Below are 20,697 nucleotides of genomic sequence, written 5' to 3'. Positions count from 1 at the left end.
CCCGGAGGGAGAGGGGACTGACCGAGTGGTTTGTTCGAAGTACGCCGACCTGAAATACCGAGTCGAGCTCAGGAGTTGAAACTGCGAATCGAACTCAGGATTTGAAACTGCGAATTCAAGCCGACCCGAGGATTTGAAACCCACGGAGATCGGCTCCCTTTCCCCCTCTACCCCTTGGGGGAGAGGGCTGGGGTGAGGGGGAAAAGATTTCAAACCGAACAAAAAACTCAAACAACACCAGAACAACAAAGCCACACCCGAAAACATTCGCCGAACCCGGCTCTGCCATAAATCCAATAAAATTCGGAGTAAGTCGCCCATGGCTCGTTTGCAACGCACCCTTTCATTAGGGTCGGTGGTGCTGTTCGGCATCGCCTACATGACGCCGATCATTGTCCTCGGCACCTTCGGCATCCTCGCCCAATCCACCGCCGGCATGGTGCCCGCCGCGTATCTGGCGGCGCTGGTGGCGATGTTCTTCACCGCCATGAGCTACGGGCGCATGGCCGCCGCATTCCCCGTCGCCGGTTCCGCCTACAGTTATGTGCGCAAGGCGATCAGCCCGAAACTCGGCTTCATCGCCGGTTGGGCGGTGTTGCTCGATTACCTGTTTCTGCCCATGGCGATCTGGCTGATCGGCGCGGCGTATCTGGCATCGGCGTTCCCGTCGATCCCGCAATGGATCTGGGTGCTGGCGTTCATCGGCATCACCAGCGCAATCAATATCATTGGCCTGAAACTGGCCAACGGCATCAACGCCTTGCTGATGCTGGTGCAATTCCTTGTGCTGATCGCTTTCGTCGCGCTGTGCGTGCACTACATCGGTGGCGATGCGACTACACCTTTGTGGTCGATCAAACCGTTCTTCAACGGCGACATGCACATGCCGCTGATCATGAGCGGCGCGGCGATTGCCTGCTATTCGTTCCTCGGTTTCGATGCGGTCAGCACCTTGACCGAAGAAACCCTCGACCCACGCCGCACCATCCCGCGCGCGATCATGCTGATCACCTTGATCGGCGGGCTGATCTTCGTCGGCGTTTCATACTTCGTGCAGATCGCGCATCCGTCGTTCCAGTTCGACAGCGTCGATTCGGCGGCCTATGAAATCGCGCGCAACATCGGTGGCGATCTGTTCGTCTCGATCTTTCTGATTGGCTTGATTGTCGGCCAATTCGCCTCGGGGCTGTCGGCGCAGGCCAGCGGCTCGCGGTTGCTGTTTGCCATGGGCCGCGACGGCGTCCTGCCGAAGTCGTTCTTCGGTACGCTGCACTCGCGCTTCGGTACGCCGGTCAACAGCATCCTGCTCTGCGCCGTGGTGGCGTTGCTGGCGCTGAAACTCGACGTGACCACCTCGACCTCGTTCATCAACTTCGGCGCGTTCCTCGCGTTCAGCCTGGTCAACCTCTCGGTGATTTTCCATTACTGGATCGGCGGTGAGAAAAAGGGGCTGCGTGAGCTGCTGCTGTTTCTGGTTTTCCCGTTTATCGGACTGGTGGCGGACTTGTGGCTGATGGTCAGCCTCGATCATCTGGCGGTCTATCTGGGCCTGAGCTGGCTGGCGATCGGCGTGGTGTACCTGGCGGTGCTCACCGGGGGGTTCCGTCGGCAGCCGCCGGAAATGGACTTTCAGGAAGCGACCTGAGGCGCCCTCACGCAGCGGGCCGGCTCTGACGCATTGGCAACTCGACGCGAAAGGTTGTGCCCACCCCCGGTTCGCTGCGTACCGAAATGTCGCCACCGTGCTTTTTCACAATGCCGTACGACAGGGACAGGCCAAGCCCGGTGCCCTGGCCGACGGGTTTGGTGGTAAAAAACGGATCGAAGATTTTCTGCAGGATGTCCGGCGCAATCCCCGCGCCGGTGTCGGCGACCTCCACCCAGGCCGTGTCTTGTTGCTGCCCGGTGCGCAAGGTGATGGTGCCGCGTTCAGGTCCCATGGCCTGCGCCGCATTGACCACCAGGTTCATTATCACCTGATTGATTTGCGACGGCAGGCACTCGATGTCCGGCAGTGGCTGATACTCCTTGATCAGGTCGGCCTTGTACTTGAGCTCGCTGGCGACGATGTTCAGGGTCGACTCGATGCCTTGTTGCAGATTGGCCCACTGCCATTGCTGATGGCTATCGACCCGGGAGAAGTCTTTCAGGTCCTTGACGATCTGCCCGACCCGGCCAATGCCTTCCTTGGATTCGCGGATCAGCACCGGGATGTCTTCGAGGAGAAAATCCAGATCGGCTTCTCTGCGCAATTGTTCAAGGCGTGCCACGGATTCGCTGTCTGGTGTGGGGCCAAGCGTCTGCCAGGCATCGAGTACGCTGAGCAATTGTTTGAAGTAGCCGTCGAGGGTGCCGAGGTTGGAGGAGATGAAGCCGATCGGGTTATTGATTTCATGGGCCACGCCCGCCGCCATTTGCCCCAGTGACGCAAGTTTTTCCGACTGCACCAACTGACTTTCCAGTTGCTTGCGCTCATCGATTTCCCGCTGCAGTTCTTCGCTGGCCTGCTTGAACTGGGCCGTGCGTTGATCGACCAGATGTTCCAGATGATGCATTTGCAATGAGGCGCGTTCGGTCATCTGCCACTTGGTCAGCAGGGTATTGGCCATCTGCTGCACTTCGATGTTGTCGAACGGCTTCTTCAGAATCAGCAAGCGGTCATGTGCCTGCAGACGCTCCAGCAGTTCATCCCAGGAATAATCCGAATAGGCAGTACAGACCACCACTTGCAACTGCGAATCCTGCTGCCACAGATGCTCGATGGTTTTCGCGCCGTCCCAGCCGTCGGGCATGCGCATGTCGACAAAGGCCAGCGCGTAGGGGCGTTGTTCCACCAAGGCCTGGACCAGTTTTCCCAGACCTTCCTCGCCGCCATAGGCCGAGTCCAGCTCGAACGGCGGACGTTCGGCGCGCACCTGAGCGCCAAACAGTGCCGCTTCCATCTCGTCCAGTTCCACCGACTGCGCCGCCGGTGGCGCGAGAATCTTGCGAAAGTCTTCATGAATCGACGGCATGTCGTCGATCAGCAGAATGCGGCGGTTCGACAGTTCGCTCATGCGTTCTCCGTGATGCTGATCAAGGGGATCTGCAAGCTGAACAACGCACCCTGGCCCGGGCCATCGCTGTGCGCGGTGAGGTGGCCGTTCATCTCGATGGCGGCCAGGGCGCAGCTGTGCAGACCAAAACCATGGCCTTCCTTGCGGGTGGTGAAACCGTGGGCAAAGATCCGCGTCATGTTTTCCGCGGCGATGCCTTCGCCGTCATCCTTGACGCTGATCTCAAGGAAGTTGTCATCGACGATCCTGACCGCCAGGGTCATGGTGCGGGGGCGGTTGCTGAGGTCGGACATGGCGTATTTGGCGTTGCTGATCAGGTTGATCAGGATCAGTAGCAATCGGTGTTTGTCGCCCATCACCTGCGGCACGTCGGCGTACTCCCGGACCACCGTGACGTGATGCCGGGTCAGGGCACCGGCGTTCATGCGCAACGCGTCTTCGAGCAATTCGTTGATGAACAGCGGTTCGGTCATGCTGTTGGCGCCGGCATAGGATTGCTGGGTGGCGACGATGTCCTTGATGTGATCGACGCTTTTGTTCATCTGGTTCAATTCGTCGAGCATTTCCTGTTGTTCCTGGGCAATCGCGACCACCAATTGGTTGAGGTAGCCGGGGAGCAATTTGCCCTTGGCGTCTTCGCTGAGGAACGGGCCGAGGTCATCCGGGTGTTCGTTGATCAATTGCATGGCCTTTCCCAGGCCCTGGGTCTTGCTGTTGCGCAGCTTGCGCGTGATCAGGTCGCTGGAGATGTTCACGCTGTTGAGCACGTTGCCGACGTTGTGCAGCACATTGGTGGCGATTTCCGCCATGCCGGCCTGACGTGCCGCGTCAAGCAGTTCGCTCTGGGCGTCCCGCAGTTCCCGGGTGCGTTCTTCGACTCTTTGTTCCAGTACATCATTGGCCGTTTGCAGGGCGTTATTGACCCGGTTGATCTCGGCGAAACTACCGATCAAACGGATGGCCAGCCACACCAGCGACAACATCAGCAAAACCGCAAACAACAGCAGGTAGAAGTGATATTGCCGGTCGACCTGATCGGCGCGCTGCTGATCGCGATCGAGCATGGTGGTGATGTTGTCGAGGCTGTCGGCCACGGGAATGCCTTCAATGCTTTCGAGCAACTGATTGACCAGTGGCTGCTCGCGCGCAATCAGCGAAATATGGCTGCTCATGATTTTTATCGGGGTTTGAAACGCCGGCGGCAGGCGTTGCGCGTTGACCTTCAGCTTGTTCAGGCCAACTTCGATGTCGGCGGCCCGGTCGTCGGAGGTGACCTGGGCGAATTCGAGGGCGCTGAGCAGCAGGTCGTAGGTGTCGGTGGTGATGTTTTGCAACTGCAATTTATCGAAGTCCGACAGGCTGGCCAGTTGCTGTTGGATATCGTCTTCAGCGGTGGGCAAAAAGGCCAGAGAGTTGCGCAACAGCGCGTTGTGCGATTTGAACTGCTCGACCAGACGGGTCTTTTCCTGCATTGCCTGCAGGAAACTCTCGTGAGCGTCGTTCCATTGCGCCGAGTCGTTGCGCCCATGCCCGGACTCGATCGCGTCGAAGCGCTCCCAGAGCCGGTTCATTTCGTTCATCGGTGACACCAGCGGATCGTAGTTGTGGGTGAGCGCCACTCGCGCCTTGAGGAGCTCGTTTTCCCACAGCGAGTTCTGCTGTTTGATTTGCCGGATCAGATCCCGCGATTCGGTGTACGTCATGGTCTGGTCAGAGCTGGATTTGAAGTACAGGAACAGCAGGATCGAGGCCAGCGCCAGGGCCACCAGGGTCAGCAACAACAGGCTGCGTCGCCGCGAAATGTTGATCATGGCTTGTCTTCCCTTTGGCCAGTCAGGGTTGTGAGAAACAGTATGATCAGCCGTTTGTCCTCAGCGCTCGGCATGCGCCCCAACTGGTACTGGAACATCACATCCACGGCGCGTTCGAGGCTGGGTGCCGAACCGTCGTGAAAGTACGGCGCGGTGATCGCGACATTGCGCAGGCTCGGCACCTTGAACACGGCCCGGTCCGATTCGTCGCCGGTCACGTTGAAGCGGCCCTGATCGGCCACGGTCGGGTTGCCGCGATCGGCAACGTAATCGCCGAACACACCGAATTTCTGGAACATGTTGCCGCCGATGTTCACCCCCTGATGACAGGCAATGCAGCCGTACTCCTTGAAGCGTTGGTAACCGTACTTTTCCTCCAGGGTGAGGATGTCGGTATTGCCCCGCAGGTATTGATCGAAGCGCGAATCGGGCGTCAACAAGGTACGTTCAAAACTGGCCAGAGCCTGCTGGACATTGGCCTGGGTCACGCCGTCCGGGTAGGCAGCGGCGAAATCGCGACGGTAGTCGGGGTCGTTGCCGATGCGTTCGATCACGGTGCTCCAGTCGCTGCCCATTTCATGGGGGCTGGTGATGACGAGGTTGCTTTGTTCCACCAGCGTTTCGACCCGGCCATCCCAGAACTGGCGGAAGTTGAGGGCCGCGTTGAATACGGTCGGTGTGTTGACGGCCACCGGTTTACCGTCGAAGCCCAAGGACAAGGGGCGGCTGTCGGCACCATTCTTGTCCAGTTGGTGGCAGCTGGCGCAGGACAGCGTGTTGTTGATCGACAAGCGTGGCTCGTGGAATAAGCGCCGACCGAGTTCCACGTGCCGGGCATCCTGCGGCGGCACTGCGGGCAACGGTTTCAGCGGCTCGTCCAGCGGCTCGGCACGGGTCCCGACACATAGTCCGCATAGCAGCAACGCCATCGCGTGGTGGAAAAGGCTCATCGGCAATTGTCTCCCTGACTCAAGGCCGCTTTCACAGTGCTCATCCAATCGTCCAGGACGCAGGTTGCGTACCGGCGAGCAAACGCGCAAACGTGTCTGCCGGCAGCGCTTTACTGAAAAAGTAACCCTGGCCTTCTTCACAGTGGTGGGCCTTGAGAAGGGCCAGTTGTTCGGCGGTTTCGATGCCCTCGGCGATGACGTTCAGGCCCAGGCTTTTGCCCAGGGTGATGATTGCGCTCACCAGCGCGGCATCGCTGTGCTCGTTGCACAGGTTGCGGATGAATGATTGGTCGATCTTCAGCACATCGATGGGAAACCGCCGCAGATAGCTCAGGCTGGAATAGCCGGTGCCGAAGTCATCGATGGCCAGACGCGTGCCCAGCGTCTTCAGGCGATTGAGCGCCGTCATGGTCGCCTCGACGTTTTGCATCAGCACGCCTTCGGTGATTTCCAGCTCCAGCCATTCAGGGGCCAGACCTGTCTGCTCCAGTACGCGCTCGATGCCGGCGACGAAGTCACGCTGGCGAAAATCGATGGGTGAAATGTTCACCGAGATACGGATCGGCGGCAGCCCGGCCAGTTGCCAGGCGCGGGTCTGTCGACAAGCCTCGGCCAGTACCCATTTGCTCAACGGCACGATCAGGCCGCTGTCCTCGGCCACCGGGATGAAGTCCGCCGGATAGACCCAGCCATGCCCGGGTTTCTGCCAGCGCAACAGTGCTTCGGCACCCACCACGTTGGCGCTGCGCAGGTCGATTTTCGGCTGATAGTGCAGGACGAATTCATGTTCCTGCAGGGCGCGGCGAATGCCCGACTCGATGCTGTGCTGTTCGCGGGCGTGCTGGTTCATGGCCTCGATAAAAAAGCCGATGTTGTCAGGCCCCAGTTCCTTGACGTTGCGCATCGCGGTCTCGGCCTTCTTGATCAGCTCGGTGGCTTCGAGGCCGTCTTCGGGGTAGACGCTGATGCCGGCGCTGGCAGTGACGCGGACATCGTGGCCGGCAATCGTCTGCGGCAGGCGAATGGCGGCGAGGAGTTTTTCCGCGATGCCGTAGGTTTGCTGAGGGTGGTTGATGTCGCCGAGGATCACCACGAACTCATCGGAGCCGTAGCGAAACACCGAGTCCGCATCGCGTACGCAGGACAACAGTTGTCGAGCGACCCGTTTGAGCATCTCGTCTCCCGCCGGATGGCCCAGCGCATTGTTGATGCGCTTGAAGCGATCCAGGCCGAGAAACATCACCACCAATTGTTTGTCATGTCGTCGGCACACGGCGATGGCCTGACTCAGGCGATCACCGAGCAAGGTGCTGTTGGGCAGCTCCGTGAGGCTGTCGTATTGCAGCAGGTGCGAGACCTTGAGCAGTTCGTGCACCCGCGCCTCGATGGTCCGCTCAAGGCTGAGCATCTTTAGCGCTGCGTCCTGCGCCAGTTGCCATTTCCACGTCAGGGCGCTGGCCATCTGACGGATTTCCAGACTGTCGAACGGCTTTTTCAGGATCAGTAACTGATCGCCGAACTCCAGCCGTTCGGCCATCGCTTCCCAGCTGTAGTCGCTGTACGCCGTACACAAGGCGATTTGCAGGTTCGGGTCGACCCGCCACAGTTGCTCGATGGTTTCCAGGCCATCCCAGCCGGGTGGCATGCGCATGTCGATAAAGGCGAGGGCGTAGGGATTGCCACTGGCCAGTGCGCGGTTGACCAGTGCCAGCGCTTCCTGGCCCTGATAGGCGGAGTCGAGCTGGAAACTCAGGTGCGGCGTCTGCTGGCTGCCGAACAATGTCTGTTCCAGTTGCTGCAAATCGACGGCGTCCGCCACCTGCGGGGCGAGGATCTTGCGAAAGTCGTCGTGGATTGCCGGCGTGTCGTCGATGATCAGGATGCGCCGGTTGGTCTGGGGAAAAGGCGTTTTCATGCCTCGTCCTCCCTTGGCGTCAGACGGGCGCTGTCCTTGAGCAAATGTCCGGCCTGTTCGGCGCTGACCGCTGCGCTGAAATACATGCCCCGGGCGCTGGGCAGCGGGGGCGCGGCGGGGGGCGTGCAAGCTTGATCCGACGACGGCTGGCCTTGAGCAATGATGCCGATGTCCAGATCCCGGGCGAAGTTGACGATCGCGCGCAGGGCATTGGCACCGGCGACATCGTGAGCGGCACTGTCGACGAAACTCTGCGCCAGTTTGAGGTGATTGACCCGGTAGGTTTTCAGGTAGTCGAACGAGGAGTATTCGGTGCCGAAATCATCGATGGCAATGCTCACGCCCAGTTCACGCAGACGCGGCAGTGCATCGTTGTGCGTCCACTTGGTCTGGGCCAGCGTGGCCTCGGTGACATCGAAGCGCAGGTCCCAAGGGGCGAGTTCCCAGCGGGCGGTGGTACGCAGCACGTTGTAGATCAGCTCGGGGCCGCTCTTGAGTTGGGCCAGTGAAAGTTTGATCGCCATCACTGGCGGCGCAACTCCCTCGCTTCGCCACAGATGCATCTGGTGGCAGGCGTGATCCAGCACCCAGCGTCCGAGCGGAATGATCGCGCCGGTTTTCTCCGCGATCGGCACGAAGTCGCAGGCCGGCAGCAGGCCGCGACGGGGATGTTGCCAGAGGACTTGTGCCTCCATGCCGAGAATCCTGCCACTGTGCAGATCAACCTCCGGCGCATAACGCAGCTTCAGCTCATTGCCCTCGAGGGCCGTCATCAATTCGCTGACGAGGGTCATGCGTTCGGCCACTTCCCGAGAGATTTCCTCGGAGTGGAAGTGGTACTGGTTGCGGCCCATTTCCTTGGCGCGGTACAGCGCCATGTCGGCCTGTCCGAGCAGCGCGTCGGCATCGAGGCTGAGGTCGCTGTAACTGCTGATGCCGATGCTCACCGAAATATGCAGCGCATTACCGGCCAGGTTGTAGGGCGCCAGCAGCGTGTCGCGAATCTTGGCGGCCATCGCGGCCGATTGGGTCGGGTCGCTCACGTCCAGTTGCAGGATCGCGAATTCGTCGCCGCCCAGACGTGCCACCACGTCGTTTTCGCGGACGTCGAACTTGATGCGCCGGGCGACTTCCTGCAGCAGCAGATCGCCCACCGGGTGGCCCAGGGTGTCATTGATCCGCTTGAAATGGTCGAGGTCCAGGTAGAACACCGCGAACGGCATGGCGCCCCGTCGTGCGGCGGCAAACGCTTGATGCAGGCGTTCGATCAGTGTGGCGCGATTGGCCAGCCCCGTCAGGCCATCGGAGCGCGCCAGCAATGCCAGCTTTTCCTCGGCCAGGCGACGTTCGGTGATGTCGAGAATGATGCCTTCGACTTCCAGCAGACGGCCGTCCTGATCGCGCACCGGGATGTAGCGGTTCTCCACCCAGCGCCAGGTGCCCTGACCTGTGCGCATGCGGAATTCGATCGAAGCGCCCGACGCATGCCGATCCAGCACCCGGGCCATGGCCGCATCGACGTTCGCCTGATCGTCCGGATGAATCAGTGCCTGTGCCCAGTCGGGCGTCCCCACCAGGTCGGCGGCGACATGGCCGTAACGGGTGATGTTGTGGGAGATGTACATCAGCGCAAACGAGGGTTCGCCGCGCAAACGGTAAAGAATGGTCGGGCTGTTCTGCACGATCACGTTGGCGTCCGACAGCTCCCGGGTGCGCTCCTGCACCGCTTGCTCCAGCAGGCTCATCTTCAGTTCGGCGTCTTCGGTCATCTGCCATTTGACCGTGAGGGCGCTGGCCATCTGGCGGATTTCGATGGCGTCGAAGGGTTTTTTCAGGATCAGTAACCGGTCGTTCAATGCCAGACGCCGGTCGATGTCCTCCCAGGAGTAATCGGAATAGGCCGTGCACAGCGCAACTTGTAGTTTGGGATCGACCTGCCACAGCCGTTCGATGGTCTCCAGGCCATCCCAGCCCGGCGGCATGCGCATGTCGATGAAGGCCATGGCGTAGGGGCGGTTTTGCGCCAGCGCGACCTCAAGTTTTTCCAGGGCTTCGCGACCCTGAAACGCCGAATCCAGTTCGAAATGTTGGGCGTGCTGTACGGACGGCGTGCCAAACAGCAGGCTCTCGGTTTCGCCCAGGCCGTCGTCACCAGGGATGACCGGGCTGAGAATCTTGGCGAAATCGCCATGGATCGCCGGGCTGTCGTCAACGATCAGCACGCGGCGATTGAAGTGCACGGTTGGCGCTGTCATGCCGCGCCACCCGTGGGGAGGCATGCTGTGGTGATCCGGGGCATCCTTTTCCCTCGCCATTTGCCTGTTTGTATCAGCCGATGAAGTCTTGTGCTGTCTTCAGCATAGTCGGCTCCCCGGCACTGCGCTTTCGGCCCCGGACAAAGATCGGCGTGAATGCCGGCCAAAATCATCTAGCCTTGGACTCAGGCGCGAACCGGCGAAGTATCGGGTCGGTGCGTCGTTATTTCCCTGTTTGCTTGAGGCCATGCCATGGAAGAGCTATCCGCGCCGATGCCGGCGCATCGACCCTCAGTGCTGCTGGTCGATGACGAGGAGTCGATCCTCAACAGCCTGCGTCGCCTGTTACGCGGCCAACCCTACGATCTTCTGTTGGCCACCAGCGGCGCCCAGGCGCTGGAGATTCTCGCGCAGCAACCGGTGAACCTGGTGATGAGCGATGCGCGCATGCCGGGCATGGACGGTGCGTCGTTGCTGGCGCATGTCCGTGAGCGTTATCCGGCGACTGCGCGGATCATGCTCACTGGCTATGCCGACCCGGCGGCGATCATCAAAGCCATCAATGACGGGCAGATTCACCGTTACATCAGCAAACCGTGGAATGACGAAGAGTTGCTGCTGATTCTGCGCCAGTCCCTCGAACACCAGCATTCCGAGCAGGAGCGCCAGCGCCTGGAGCGCTTGACCCGAGTGCAGAACGACCAGCTCAAACTGCTCAACAGCACTCTGGAAAAGCATGTCGCGGCGCGCACCGCCGAATTGCAGCAAACCGCCGACATGCTCGATCTGGCGTACGAAGAGCTCAAACACAGCTATGTCACCGGCACCGAAGTGTTTTCGCTGCTGGCCAATCTGCGCTTGCCACCTGCCAAACAGACCAACCGGCAGATCATCGAACTGGTGCGCAGCTACTGCAAACAGCACGGGCTGGACGAGGCCAGCAGCCGCGACCTGACCATGGCTGCGGCGCTGTACAACATCGGCAAGCTGAGCTGGACCGACGCGATGATGACCACGCCCTCGGATCTGCTGCGCCATACCGAACGCGAGCGCTATCGCGGTTATCCGAAGCAAAGCGAATCGTTGCTCATGACCCTGGACCCGATGAAGGATGCGGCGCGTCTGATCCTGCATCATCAGGAGCGCTGGGACGGCAGCGGCTTTCCCGACCGGCTCAAGGGCGAAGGCATTCCGTTCGGCTCACGCTTGCTGAAACTGGCGGTGGATTTCGTCGAGTTGCAGCGCGGTCTGATCCTCGAGCGGCAGATGAACAGCGATGAAGCGCTGCTTTACCTGCGCCAATACGCGGGGCGCTTGTACGATCCCGATCTGGTCGAAGATTTCATTCAGGTGTGTGCGGCATTTCTCAGCGACGTGACGCTGGCCGATCCGTCGGTCAAGGTGCTGTCCACTCGGGATCTGGCGACGGGGATGATTCTGGCGCGCAACCTCAATGCCGATAACGGCATGCTACTGCTCAACGCCGGCAAGGTGCTCAGCGCGTTGTTGGTGGAAAAGCTGATTGCGTTCGAAGCGATGGAGGGCGGCAAGTACACGATTTTCGTCAAGGTGCCGGAGGAGGTTGAAGCCACGCTCAAGGCGCTGGGGGAATGAGCGGCGAGGTGACGTCATGGGGTCGGGCATGGGATCCTTGCGGTTTTTTCAGGCCGGTGGCTGACCCATGACTTGTGCATCTGTTGACTCTGCAAACCTCATTCGTATAGCCGCCGCGCTGTTGCTCAACCTCGAAGGGCAGACCCTGCTGGTGCGCAAGCGCGGTACCACGGCGTTCATGCAACCGGGCGGCAAGATCGAGGCGCACGAGTTGCCGGTGCACGCACTGGCGCGTGAGCTGGAGGAGGAGTTGGGCTTGCGGATCGATCCGGCGCAGGCCTCTTTTCTCGGCCAGTTTTCGGCACCTGCCGCCAACGAGCCGGGGTTTGTCGTTCAGGCCGAGATTTTTCAATTGACCATCGAGGCCAATGTCACGCCGGCGGCGGAGATCGAAGAAGTGATCTGGGTCGATCCGGCCACTGATCCTGCAGTCGTTCTGGCGCCATTGACACGCGACCTGATCCTGCCGTTTTATCGCAACTCGCTGAGCGCAATTGCCTGATCATCCACGCAAGGGACTTTGCCATGATCCCGCTACAAGACCTGCTGATTTTCGCCGCTGCTGCACTGCTGATGGTGCTGACGCCGGGGCCGAACATGATCTACCTGATCTCGCGTTCGATATGTCAGGGGCGCAAGGCCGGAGTGACCTCGTTGCTCGGGGTGGTGGCTGGGTTCTTTGTGCATCTGTTTGCGGCAGCGGCGGGTTTGACCGCAGTGTTTCTGGCGGTGCCGATGGCCTACGAAGTGCTGAAATGGGCCGGGGCGTTGTACTTGCTGTGGCTGGCCTGGCAAGCGCTGAAACCGGGGGCGCGCTCACCGTTCGAAGCACAGCAACTGCCGGCGGATTCATCGCGAAAGCTGATCACCATGGGTTTTCTCACCAGCGCACTGAACCCGAAGATCGCCGTGTTCTACCTTTCGGTATTCCCGCAATTCATCACGCCAGAACACGGCTCGGTGTTCACCCAAAGCATCATCCTCGGCCTGACCCAGATCAGCGTCAGTTTCTGCGTGAATTTGCTGATCGCACTGTTCGCGGCCGGCATTGCTTCGTGGTTTGTGCGCAACCCGACATGGCTGGCGCTGCAGCGTTACTTCATGGGGGTTGTGCTCGGTGGTCTGGCGCTGCGCCTGATGCTTGAACAACGCAGGGCTGCATGAGCATGTGGATCGAGCGGCTGGACGCCAGCCATGCCCTGGCCTACCGGGAACTGATGCTCGAAGCCTACGACCGTCATCCGCAGGCGTTCACCTCCAGCGTGCGCGAACGCGCGGTGATGCCGTTGAGTTGGTGGGAAGCACGCCTGACCAGCAAACTCGACGTGGTACTTGGCGCGTTTGAAGCCGGCACGCTGGCCGGCATCGTCGGCCTGGCGTTCGAACCGCGCGAAAAGGCCCGCCATAAGGCCACGCTGTTCGGCATGTACGTATCAGCCGACTTTCGTCAGCACGGTTTGGGTCATGAACTGGTACAGGCGGCCATTGCCGAAGCGCAAAACCACCCGGCGTTAAAACTCATTCAATTGACCGTCACGGCTGGCAATGAAGCCGCGTTCAACCTCTACCAGCGCTGCGGCTTCATCCAGTTCGGTCTTGAACCGCTGGCAGTGCGGGTGGGCGAAGACTACTTCGACAAGATCCACATGTGGCGCGAGATCTGATATCACCCCGCCCTTGTGGGAGCGAGCTTGCTCGCGAAAGCGGTGTGTCAGTCAGCAACCGTGGCAACTGACCGATTGCATTCGCGAGCAGGCTCGCTCCCACAGGGTTCAGCGCACGGCGCTGACACCATCAAGGGTCGAGAACGAGGTGTCCTTGGCCGTCAGCAGGAAATCACGCATGTACGGTGCATCGAGCATGTCGGTACGAATCGCCGCATACAACGTTGCAAACAAACCCTTTTCCCCCAGCCGTTTACCCTTCACATATCCGCGCGAGCTGTACTCGTGCAGCGCCCAGTGCGGCATGCCGCAGACGCCTCGGCCGCTGGCGACCAGTTGCATCATCATCACCGTCAGCTCTGAGGTGCGCACTTGGGCCGGCTCAATGTCGGCCGGCTCGAGGAAGCGCGTGAAGATGTCGAGGCGGTCGCGTTCCACCGGGTAGGTGATCAGCGTTTCCGTCAGCAGGTCTTCGGGAACGATGTACGGTTTGCTCGCCAGTGCATGCTGATTGGCCACGGCAAGCATGGCTTCATAAGTGAACAGCGGCACATAGGTGATGCCAGCGATTTCCAATGGATCAGACGTCACCACCAGATCCAGATCACCACGCGCCAGCGCTGGCAGCGGTGCGAAGGCGAAACCCGAGGCAAGGTCGAGTTCGACTTCCGGCCAGGCATCGCGGAACTGGTCGATGGTCGGCATCAGCCACTGGAAACAACTGTGGCATTCGATGGCCATGTGCAAACGCCCGGCGGTGCCACCGGCCAGACGGCCGATATCCCGTTCGGCGGCGCGCAGCAGCGGCAGGGTGGCGTCGGCCAATTGCAGCAGGCGCAAACCGGCACTGGTGAAACGCACCGGCTTGGTTTTGCGCACGAACAACGCCATGCCCAGCCGTTCCTCAAGCTCTTTGAACTGGTGGGACAGCGCTGATTGCGTCAGATGCAAACGGTCGGCGGCATCGACCAGGCTGTCGGCTTCGCGCAGGGCGTGCAGGGTTTTCAGGTGGCGGATTTCAAGCACCGATGGCTCCATGAAGAAAACTTGTGGTCAACGCAAAAGTGTTGAGTTTGTCTCATGTTTAGTGGGCTGTCGACGATTACGAAATCTTTTGCCCGCAGAGTGTCACCTACCCGCTGCGCAGTTTCTGAGTGGGGGTTGCCGATCACTGATTCCAGCGCGTTTTATGAATCTGCCCTGGCGGGTCGAGCGTATAGCTGACGTTATCGATGTAGAGCGACCCCTTGACCTTAAGAGGATCAGAGGGAAAGGACACTTGCACTTGGGCGCTCACTACACCTGCCAACATGACGCCGGAGTATTTGAAAGACATTTGCGCAGGTTTCAGCCACCAGCTACCGACGTCGTACTGGATTGGTCTGCCGTCCTCTCCATAGCCCGAGATGATAAAAAACAGAATCGGGTGCGTGTCGATGTTCGGCGGATCCTGATGGTATTCGGCCTCAGGCGCGGATGCATCGATCTGCACGGTAAAGACCCCGGGTGGGGCGTCGAATCGATTCAACAGTACGACGCCGTTGTCTACACCAGGCAGCACCTTCGCTTGATAGTCGAGGTTATGCTGAACGACGCTGGCCTTGCCTTGGAATACATGAACCTCCCAAGGCGCAAACTCGCCAGTGCCGAAGTCGCCGTTTTGCAGAAAATTTTTATTCATGTCTGCCATCCCGTAATCGTATCGACGGTTCACCATGAGTTCCGTCGTCGAACCATTGACTGCGTAAACGCAAGGTCGCGCTACTGTCAGATCTGACAGTAGCGACGAGCGGTTATGAAATACGGATTCAACCCCCTTCGAAATGCCTCAGGACAATCGACTGTTGGGTAATTCTGGAATCAAGCAAGGTCGAGTCGTCAGCGTGCGTCAGCATGCGATGCTGTGGGAGTTTCAGGTGGGCTCTTTCGAATTTGTTAAAAGGCCGGGTAGCCGAGCGGTAATGGAAATGCACGTACCAGAGCAATTGTGCAGGCTCCAGTGTGATATTCCAGACCTCATATTCCTGCAGGTAGTTGGCTTGGCCCTGATGGTCAGGCAGTTGCCGCATCGCAAGGGGCTTGCGGATTTCCACCGCATTCTGGCCGATGAGGTCATCCAGCATGCCGTCGGTAGGCTTTTGACTGGTCAATGAGTGTTGGGTGCGCAGGGCGCGGCCTTCGACGATAAGCTCGGCGGCCTGATCGCGCAGTTGCTGGATGATCGGCTGCTCTGCCGACTTGGCAGCGATACTATCGGCACGGGTGGTGAGTTCACCCGCCTGACTGTCCATCATGTGTTGCAGGTCGATGGGGAGCATGCCCCGCTTAGCGTTTCTCTGAACCGTGGCGCGGTAAGTGGCCACGTTATCCAGACGTTGTTGTGCCTCGGTGACGAGAGTGGCCAGACTCAATCCAGTGGGTGAACGGGTCACTGTGGGTTGCGGGTTGGTCAGGCGCATGACGCCATCGGCGCCTTGTTCCCAGATTTCTTCATGGCCTCCGGATCCGGTACTTCTATATCGATGTGTCTGGGTCACGTTATCCCATTGCTCCACGCCATGGCGCAATTGGTTGTCATCAGTGATGAACACGCGCTGCAGAGGTTGCCCCACGACCCTGGGCTCGGGTGGTTTGTTGATCGCGGCACGCGCTCGATCAGCCAAGCGATCAATGCCTTCCAGCAAGGGATCAACGACGTCCAGATGAAAAAATTGCGGATAGCTGGCGGTCCAGACGGCCATCTCGCGACGAAACTCGACGCAAGCGTCGACGCTTTCCTGAAGAATGCGGTTACGTTGGGCGGTCGTGCTCTGAATGTTCGGCAAGTCGTACTGGCGGTACAGGTGCAGATCGATTTTTCTGCGAAGTGGCTCTGTCACAGTTACAAAATAGCGCCACGACGCATCGTTCGGGCTGCCGGTTTTTTTGACGACTTCCAAGCGTTGGGAGGTTTTCAGGTAAAGCAGGATCGCTTCACTGTGACGGGTGTTAGTGTTATCGACCAGCACCGAAATTTTCGGCCGGTCTTTGGCAAGCATGCGCTCATACCAGTGATTGACCTGGTCCTTGAGCTCCCCCAACTGATCGAGCTTGTTCACGATCTCGACACGAAACCCGTGGATGTCCTCAAAGTGTTGCAAGCGTTCAACCAGAGCATCACCTGGCAGCGCATTGTGTAGCTGCTTCAATCGCTTGATTGCTTGTGTCATGCCGTGAATGTTATGTGACAGGTGAAGGGCGCGACGCCGATAACGATCAGTCAACAGCCAGGCGGTCTTGCTTTGCATTTCGGCGACAGCCCTGCGTTTTCTACCCTGGGTCAGCGCAGTCAACTCGGTCAGCGCCTCATAACGCTGCCTGGCCAACTGGATATCGCCAACGCAAGCGGCTTCGACGGTTGGCCACATGGCTATGCGCTCCGCGTCCGAGGCTTCGCGGTAGACATTGAGCACCTGGTCGCTTTTTGTTCCCCTGCGCTGTAATTGGTCAGCCAGGTCGTCTGCGGCGGCGGTCAGTTGATGGTGACGACGGAAATTTCGATCCACCAGCCAGCGTGGCAAGCGTTGCCGAATCACCGGCGGCCAGTAAGGGTCGAGTGTATCGAGCATGCGCCCGCCCACATTGCCGCCACCTACCACGCCGCCTTCAAGGGTGGTCCCGTAAACGCCGAACCAGGTGTCCCAATGCCCGCTTTCATCCAGTGCGATCGGTTGCTTGTAGGTTTTTTGCGAGTTGCCTGACAAGCGCCACTGGCGCGAGTCCTTGCTCAGCTCAACCTGGTAGAGGCGACCCTGACGTTCGATGAAGTCGCCGTCGGCATGCCGGTAGATACCGCGATAAAGACCATGGGTGGCGGGTTCAGTCCCTGCCAGTGAAATCGGTTTTTCATATTCGTAATCCTTGAATCGTGCCAGCACATGCCTGGCCTGACGCTGCGATTTGCCGTGCAGCGCCGCGACGTTGCCGAGCACCGCGTGGAGCTGCCGAGCCTGCGTCAATGCGCGTGTCGTCCGTGAGAGGGTCGAGGCCACCGCTTCGCCCGGGAGCAGGTCCATAAGCGCGTCGATCAACGACAGCAGCATAGACTCGATTTCCGCGAGACCGTCAGCCACATCACCCCGCAAGAACGCGGCAGCGGCCTGATTGGCAGCGGTCCACGCCTGATAGAGGGCCAGCACGCTGCCAACAAAGGGCACCATCCCCAAGGCCATTTTTATGTAATTGAAAGCGCGCGGGCCTTTCAAGCTGTAGCGTTCGAAGAACAGCTCATCGTTGGAGCGCGAAGTGCCGCGATGGGCCTCGATCAAGCGTCCCATGTGTGCATCGAGCAGGTGCGCAGCGAATGAAGTAGTCGCCGGCCAGCGCACGCCGACTTCGATGATGGCGTCGAAGTTTTTTTCCACGGCCTGACCGATACGGCTGACATGGGCCCTGACGTTGCCCTGCAAAGCTCTGTTCGCCAGGTACTCGATCCACTTGTCACTCCCGCACAGGGTGAACAGGCCTTTGCGCGCCGCTTCGAGCGTATCGTAGCGGCGGAAAAACTGCCCGTCGTGGCTGTCTGGCAGGTACAACAGGGTGACGCCGCTGATCTGTTCTTCGATCAGGCTGACCCCGGACAGGGTCACCGGGCCTTCGCCGGGGGTGTCCTTGCCGCCGACTTTCAGCGACACCGGCAACAGGACCAGGCGCTTGCCGTTGGCTTGCCACGCCTCTGCGGTGTCGGCATCGATGGCGATGTTCAGCAGTGCGGACTCATCAGCGCTGAGGTGCTTTTGCAGGCGCGCATTGTCGCTTTGGATTTTCAGCATCAGGCGCCAGGGTTCGATCAGGCTTTCCCGGCGGTGTTGTCTGACGAAGTCCGACTCGCTGGCGGCGCCCCTGAACGCGTTATGGATCTTCTGCTCGTAGGCCTTGGGCAGGTCGAGTTCTGGCAAGACTTTGCGCAGATAGGTCAGGTTGATGCCGTTGAGCAGGCGCGTGCGATCCTTTTTCAGTGTCGCAGTCACCTCAAGCCGCAGGAAGACCAGACGCTGCGACAGTGAGTCGTTGAGTACTGACTGCACGTTATCGATATTGAGTTGGGCCAGGTCTTCCAGTGACATTTTGCTGCGGGTTTTGCTGGGCACAATGGTGGTCTTCTTCCTGACGCCACCAGGCCCCGACTCGGGGACCTGTTCGGTTTTGGTCGAGTCGGGCAATTCGACCTGGATGGAAAAGTGGCCTTCAAGGGAAAAATCCTTGCGCAGTCGGGCGCTCAGGTGACGGCGGGTGAAGTCGTCACGGGGTTCCAGTGCGAGGGTCATGAGGGCATGGCTTTGGCGCATCGCCGCGATGTATGCCTCGATGTTCTGTTTGAGCCCGTTACGCTCGTGCTCCTTGAGCTTGATCAACCAGTCCGGCAGATGGCCGGCAAGAGTGCCGCTGCGTTCCTGCTCTTGCAGGTGAGCAAAGGACAGGCTTCTGGCGGCGTGAACCGGAACCTGCACATGGGCGAGGTAGTCCTGACGCAGAATTTCCAGCGCGTCAGCCTGTTCGGGTTTGCCGCGCAGAGGTGCGGCTTTTGCTTCGAAGTCGGTCACCAGCTCATTGAGGCAATGATGCAGTGGGTCTGTGGTGAGCGGGCTCAGTTGCAGGGTCACGTCGCTGTCGTCGTCCAGAATCCTGAATACTTCGCGCTCCAGTGTCCGGCGATCGGCAAAGCGTTGCAGGCCACCGCCGGTGCCCGGCCAGTAGAGCATGAGGCTGGAAGTCGCTGCCCTGTCCGAGAGGGCCGCTTGGCGTCCGAGGAGCAGCGCGCCCTTGAGTGGTTCGGTCTGCGTCGTACGGATCCCTTCCTTGGTTTCGGTCCGCGAAAGCGTCAGGCAGGCCGCCGTGAAATCAGCGTCGCGTTCAGCCGCGACGGGGCTGTCCAGGACGGCCTTGAGCAGATCGTGTTCGGCACTGTCGAGTTGGCCCAGCGCCGCTTGCAGTCCGCCTTCGGCGTACAAGCCGTCCTGGTGCGCCTGACGGAGGGCCGTGAACGCTGTGTTGAAAGCGCTCGCGTCGAGGGCACTGTCGCGGTAAAGCAGCGATGTGGCGGCAACCTCGCCGGCTTGTTCGGCTGTCTCCAGCGCTTCGAGGGCGTCCTTGCACTCTCGATATCCAGCCCCGTCACCGTCGTTGTCCTGCAAGCGTTCGAGCGCATCGCGTTCACGTTTGAGCGCCGCTTGTCGTACCGTCAGTGGAATGCCGGCCGACAGGCTGCCGAACAGCGGTTTCTCATCCGTCTGGCTATCGCTGCCGGGCGCGAGCGGTTTTGGCGGGGCCGCCACAATGATCGCGCTGCTGCGCTGATGATCGATCAGGTCGACATGGACCAGCGATTGCGCACCGTGCTCGCTGATCCCGGGCTTGCCTTTATTGGTGTTGCTCAAGGCATCGAGCTGCGCGTGGTGTCGGTCGGCGAACAGGTCGCTCGCCCCGGTGACCATCGGGTCGAGCGCCGCGCTGTAGTCGATGCGCCGGATTTCCTTGGGCAGTCCCGTGGGTATCTGTACCTGACGGGCCAGCCAGATTTGCATCTCTGCGCGTGTGTTGAAGGCCAGGATCGACGCGGCGTTGCAGGGCAGATAAAGCAATGGCGCCGTCGCGGCCAGATCGCCGACGCTGACGACCCACGCACCGGGAAGTTTGACTTTGCTGTCGTTGCTCAACACCAGTGCCAGTTTTTCCGTGTGGATGGCTTGACCCTCGACTGTCAATGCACCAGCACCCGAATCGATAATGTGTTGCAGCGTTTTGAGTTGTGCGGCGGTGATGACGCGGTTCGCGTGGGCCGTATGCGCGGTGGCTTCGAAGTGCGCACGATAGAGCTGCGTGGCGCGGCTACTCCGTGACACAGGCGTGCGTGGCGCGCGCGCTTCCCAGAACGCTGTCCAGCGAGCCTCGTGGCTTTTGCGTGGATCGAGCGATTTGAGCTTCTCAAGGAGTTGCCGGGGTTTCAGTGCGTACAGCGGATGATCGGCGCCGATACCTGTGAGCTCACAACGCTGATCCAGATCGGTTTCCAGTGTCGGCTGTTGAACGACGAAGGCACAGGCATCGGTAAGGCTGACGGTGTGTTCCGGCTCGTCATCGGTGGCCGCGAAGCGCAATCCGGCTTTTTCGCCGTCCAGTTGCAGCTGTTGTCGCAGCAGCTCATTGACGCTGTCGCGCAGGGCAGGGCTGGCGGCAAACAATTCGCGCAAACCCTCACGGCTGGCGCGCCAGCGATGGCTGGCCTGCTGCAACAGGCTGTCATCGATCGTTTTCGGCAGGTGCTCGACGGTCTCGGGCAACGGTGAGGGGGCGGGGAGTTCATCCAGAACAAGACGATCGGGCATGGGGGCATGACTCGCATGGCGGGGCGGGAAATCCGTCCCAGAGCGGGTCATTGAAGAGAAATCGCGCA

13 protein-coding genes are annotated in these 20,697 nt (G+C 60.1%); 5 read left to right on the top strand and 8 right to left on the bottom strand.

Annotation, left to right across the window (positions count from 1 at the left end; genetic code table 11):
* The first annotated feature begins 319 nt into the window (after positions 1-319).
* Positions 320-1,645: an APC family permease gene (locus tag ACZ0A4_RS17960; RefSeq protein ID WP_463575826.1), complete on the top strand. Its 1,326-nt coding sequence runs from the start codon at positions 320-322 to the stop codon at positions 1,643-1,645.
* A 7-nt stretch (positions 1,646-1,652) separates the two neighbouring features.
* Here the strand turns inward: ACZ0A4_RS17960 and ACZ0A4_RS17955 are convergent, their stop codons facing one another.
* The 5 genes from ACZ0A4_RS17955 to ACZ0A4_RS17935 are packed head-to-tail and all read right to left on the bottom strand — an operon-like array spanning position 1,653 to position 9,987.
* Positions 1,653-3,056 (bottom strand): ATP-binding protein, encoded by a 1,404-nt coding sequence (locus ACZ0A4_RS17955; RefSeq protein ID WP_463575824.1) that lies wholly within the window; start codon positions 3,054-3,056, stop codon positions 1,653-1,655.
* On the bottom strand, positions 3,053-4,867 hold the full coding sequence (locus tag ACZ0A4_RS17950) for a DAHL domain-containing protein (protein WP_463575822.1): 1,815 nt from the start codon (positions 4,865-4,867) through the stop codon (positions 3,053-3,055). Before ACZ0A4_RS17950 ends, ACZ0A4_RS17955 begins: the two co-directional genes overlap by 4 nt.
* Positions 4,864-5,817 (bottom strand): cytochrome-c peroxidase, encoded by a 954-nt coding sequence (locus ACZ0A4_RS17945; protein WP_463575820.1) that lies wholly within the window; start codon positions 5,815-5,817, stop codon positions 4,864-4,866. The genes ACZ0A4_RS17950 and ACZ0A4_RS17945 overlap by 4 nt, the downstream gene beginning before the upstream one ends.
* A 40-nt stretch (positions 5,818-5,857) precedes the next feature.
* Positions 5,858-7,732 (bottom strand): putative bifunctional diguanylate cyclase/phosphodiesterase, encoded by a 1,875-nt coding sequence (locus ACZ0A4_RS17940; protein ID WP_463575818.1) that lies wholly within the window; start codon positions 7,730-7,732, stop codon positions 5,858-5,860.
* Positions 7,729-9,987 carry a GGDEF/EAL domain-containing response regulator gene (locus tag ACZ0A4_RS17935; protein ID WP_463575816.1) on the bottom strand — a complete coding sequence of 753 codons (2,259 nt, stop codon included), beginning with the start codon at positions 9,985-9,987 and terminating at the stop codon, positions 7,729-7,731. Before ACZ0A4_RS17935 ends, ACZ0A4_RS17940 begins: the two co-directional genes overlap by 4 nt.
* Positions 9,988-10,239: 252 nt before the next feature.
* Between ACZ0A4_RS17935 and nosR the strand changes: the two genes are divergently transcribed.
* From nosR to ACZ0A4_RS17915, 4 genes are all read left to right on the top strand, one after another.
* Entirely contained in the window at positions 10,240-11,601 is a 1,362-nt protein-coding gene (gene nosR, locus ACZ0A4_RS17930; protein ID WP_463575814.1) for a response regulator c-di-GMP phosphodiesterase, NosR family, read from the top strand.
* A gap of 67 nt (positions 11,602-11,668) precedes the next feature.
* Positions 11,669-12,103 (top strand): NUDIX hydrolase, encoded by a 435-nt coding sequence (locus ACZ0A4_RS17925; protein ID WP_463575812.1) that lies wholly within the window; start codon positions 11,669-11,671, stop codon positions 12,101-12,103.
* Between the two features lie 23 nt (positions 12,104-12,126).
* Positions 12,127-12,765 carry a LysE family translocator gene (locus tag ACZ0A4_RS17920; protein WP_463575810.1) on the top strand — a complete coding sequence of 213 codons (639 nt, stop codon included), beginning with the start codon at positions 12,127-12,129 and terminating at the stop codon, positions 12,763-12,765.
* Positions 12,766-12,767: 2 nt separating this feature from the next.
* Complete coding sequence (locus tag ACZ0A4_RS17915; protein ID WP_463577585.1) at positions 12,768-13,265, top strand: GNAT family N-acetyltransferase; 498 nt, start codon at positions 12,768-12,770, stop codon at positions 13,263-13,265.
* 108 nt (positions 13,266-13,373) lie between these two features.
* On the opposite strand, the gene metR is transcribed toward ACZ0A4_RS17915, so the two are convergent.
* The 3 genes from metR to ACZ0A4_RS17900 all read right to left on the bottom strand — a co-directional run bounded on the left by metR (position 13,374) and on the right by ACZ0A4_RS17900 (position 20,629).
* Positions 13,374-14,291: a transcriptional regulator MetR gene (gene metR / locus ACZ0A4_RS17910; RefSeq protein ID WP_007916739.1), complete on the bottom strand. Its 918-nt coding sequence runs from the start codon at positions 14,289-14,291 to the stop codon at positions 13,374-13,376.
* Positions 14,292-14,433: 142 nt separating this feature from the next.
* Positions 14,434-14,946 carry a hypothetical protein gene (locus ACZ0A4_RS17905; RefSeq protein ID WP_463575808.1) on the bottom strand — a complete coding sequence of 171 codons (513 nt, stop codon included), beginning with the start codon at positions 14,944-14,946 and terminating at the stop codon, positions 14,434-14,436.
* 127 nt (positions 14,947-15,073) lie between these two features.
* Entirely contained in the window at positions 15,074-20,629 is a 5,556-nt protein-coding gene (locus ACZ0A4_RS17900; RefSeq protein WP_463575806.1) for a dermonecrotic toxin domain-containing protein, read from the bottom strand.
* Between the last annotated feature and the right edge of the window lie 68 nt (positions 20,630-20,697).

The organism is Pseudomonas sp. AC172, from assembly GCF_979258595.1.
Note: the sequence above shows the minus strand (reverse complement) of the source record. Positions and strands in the feature narration are given on the sequence as shown.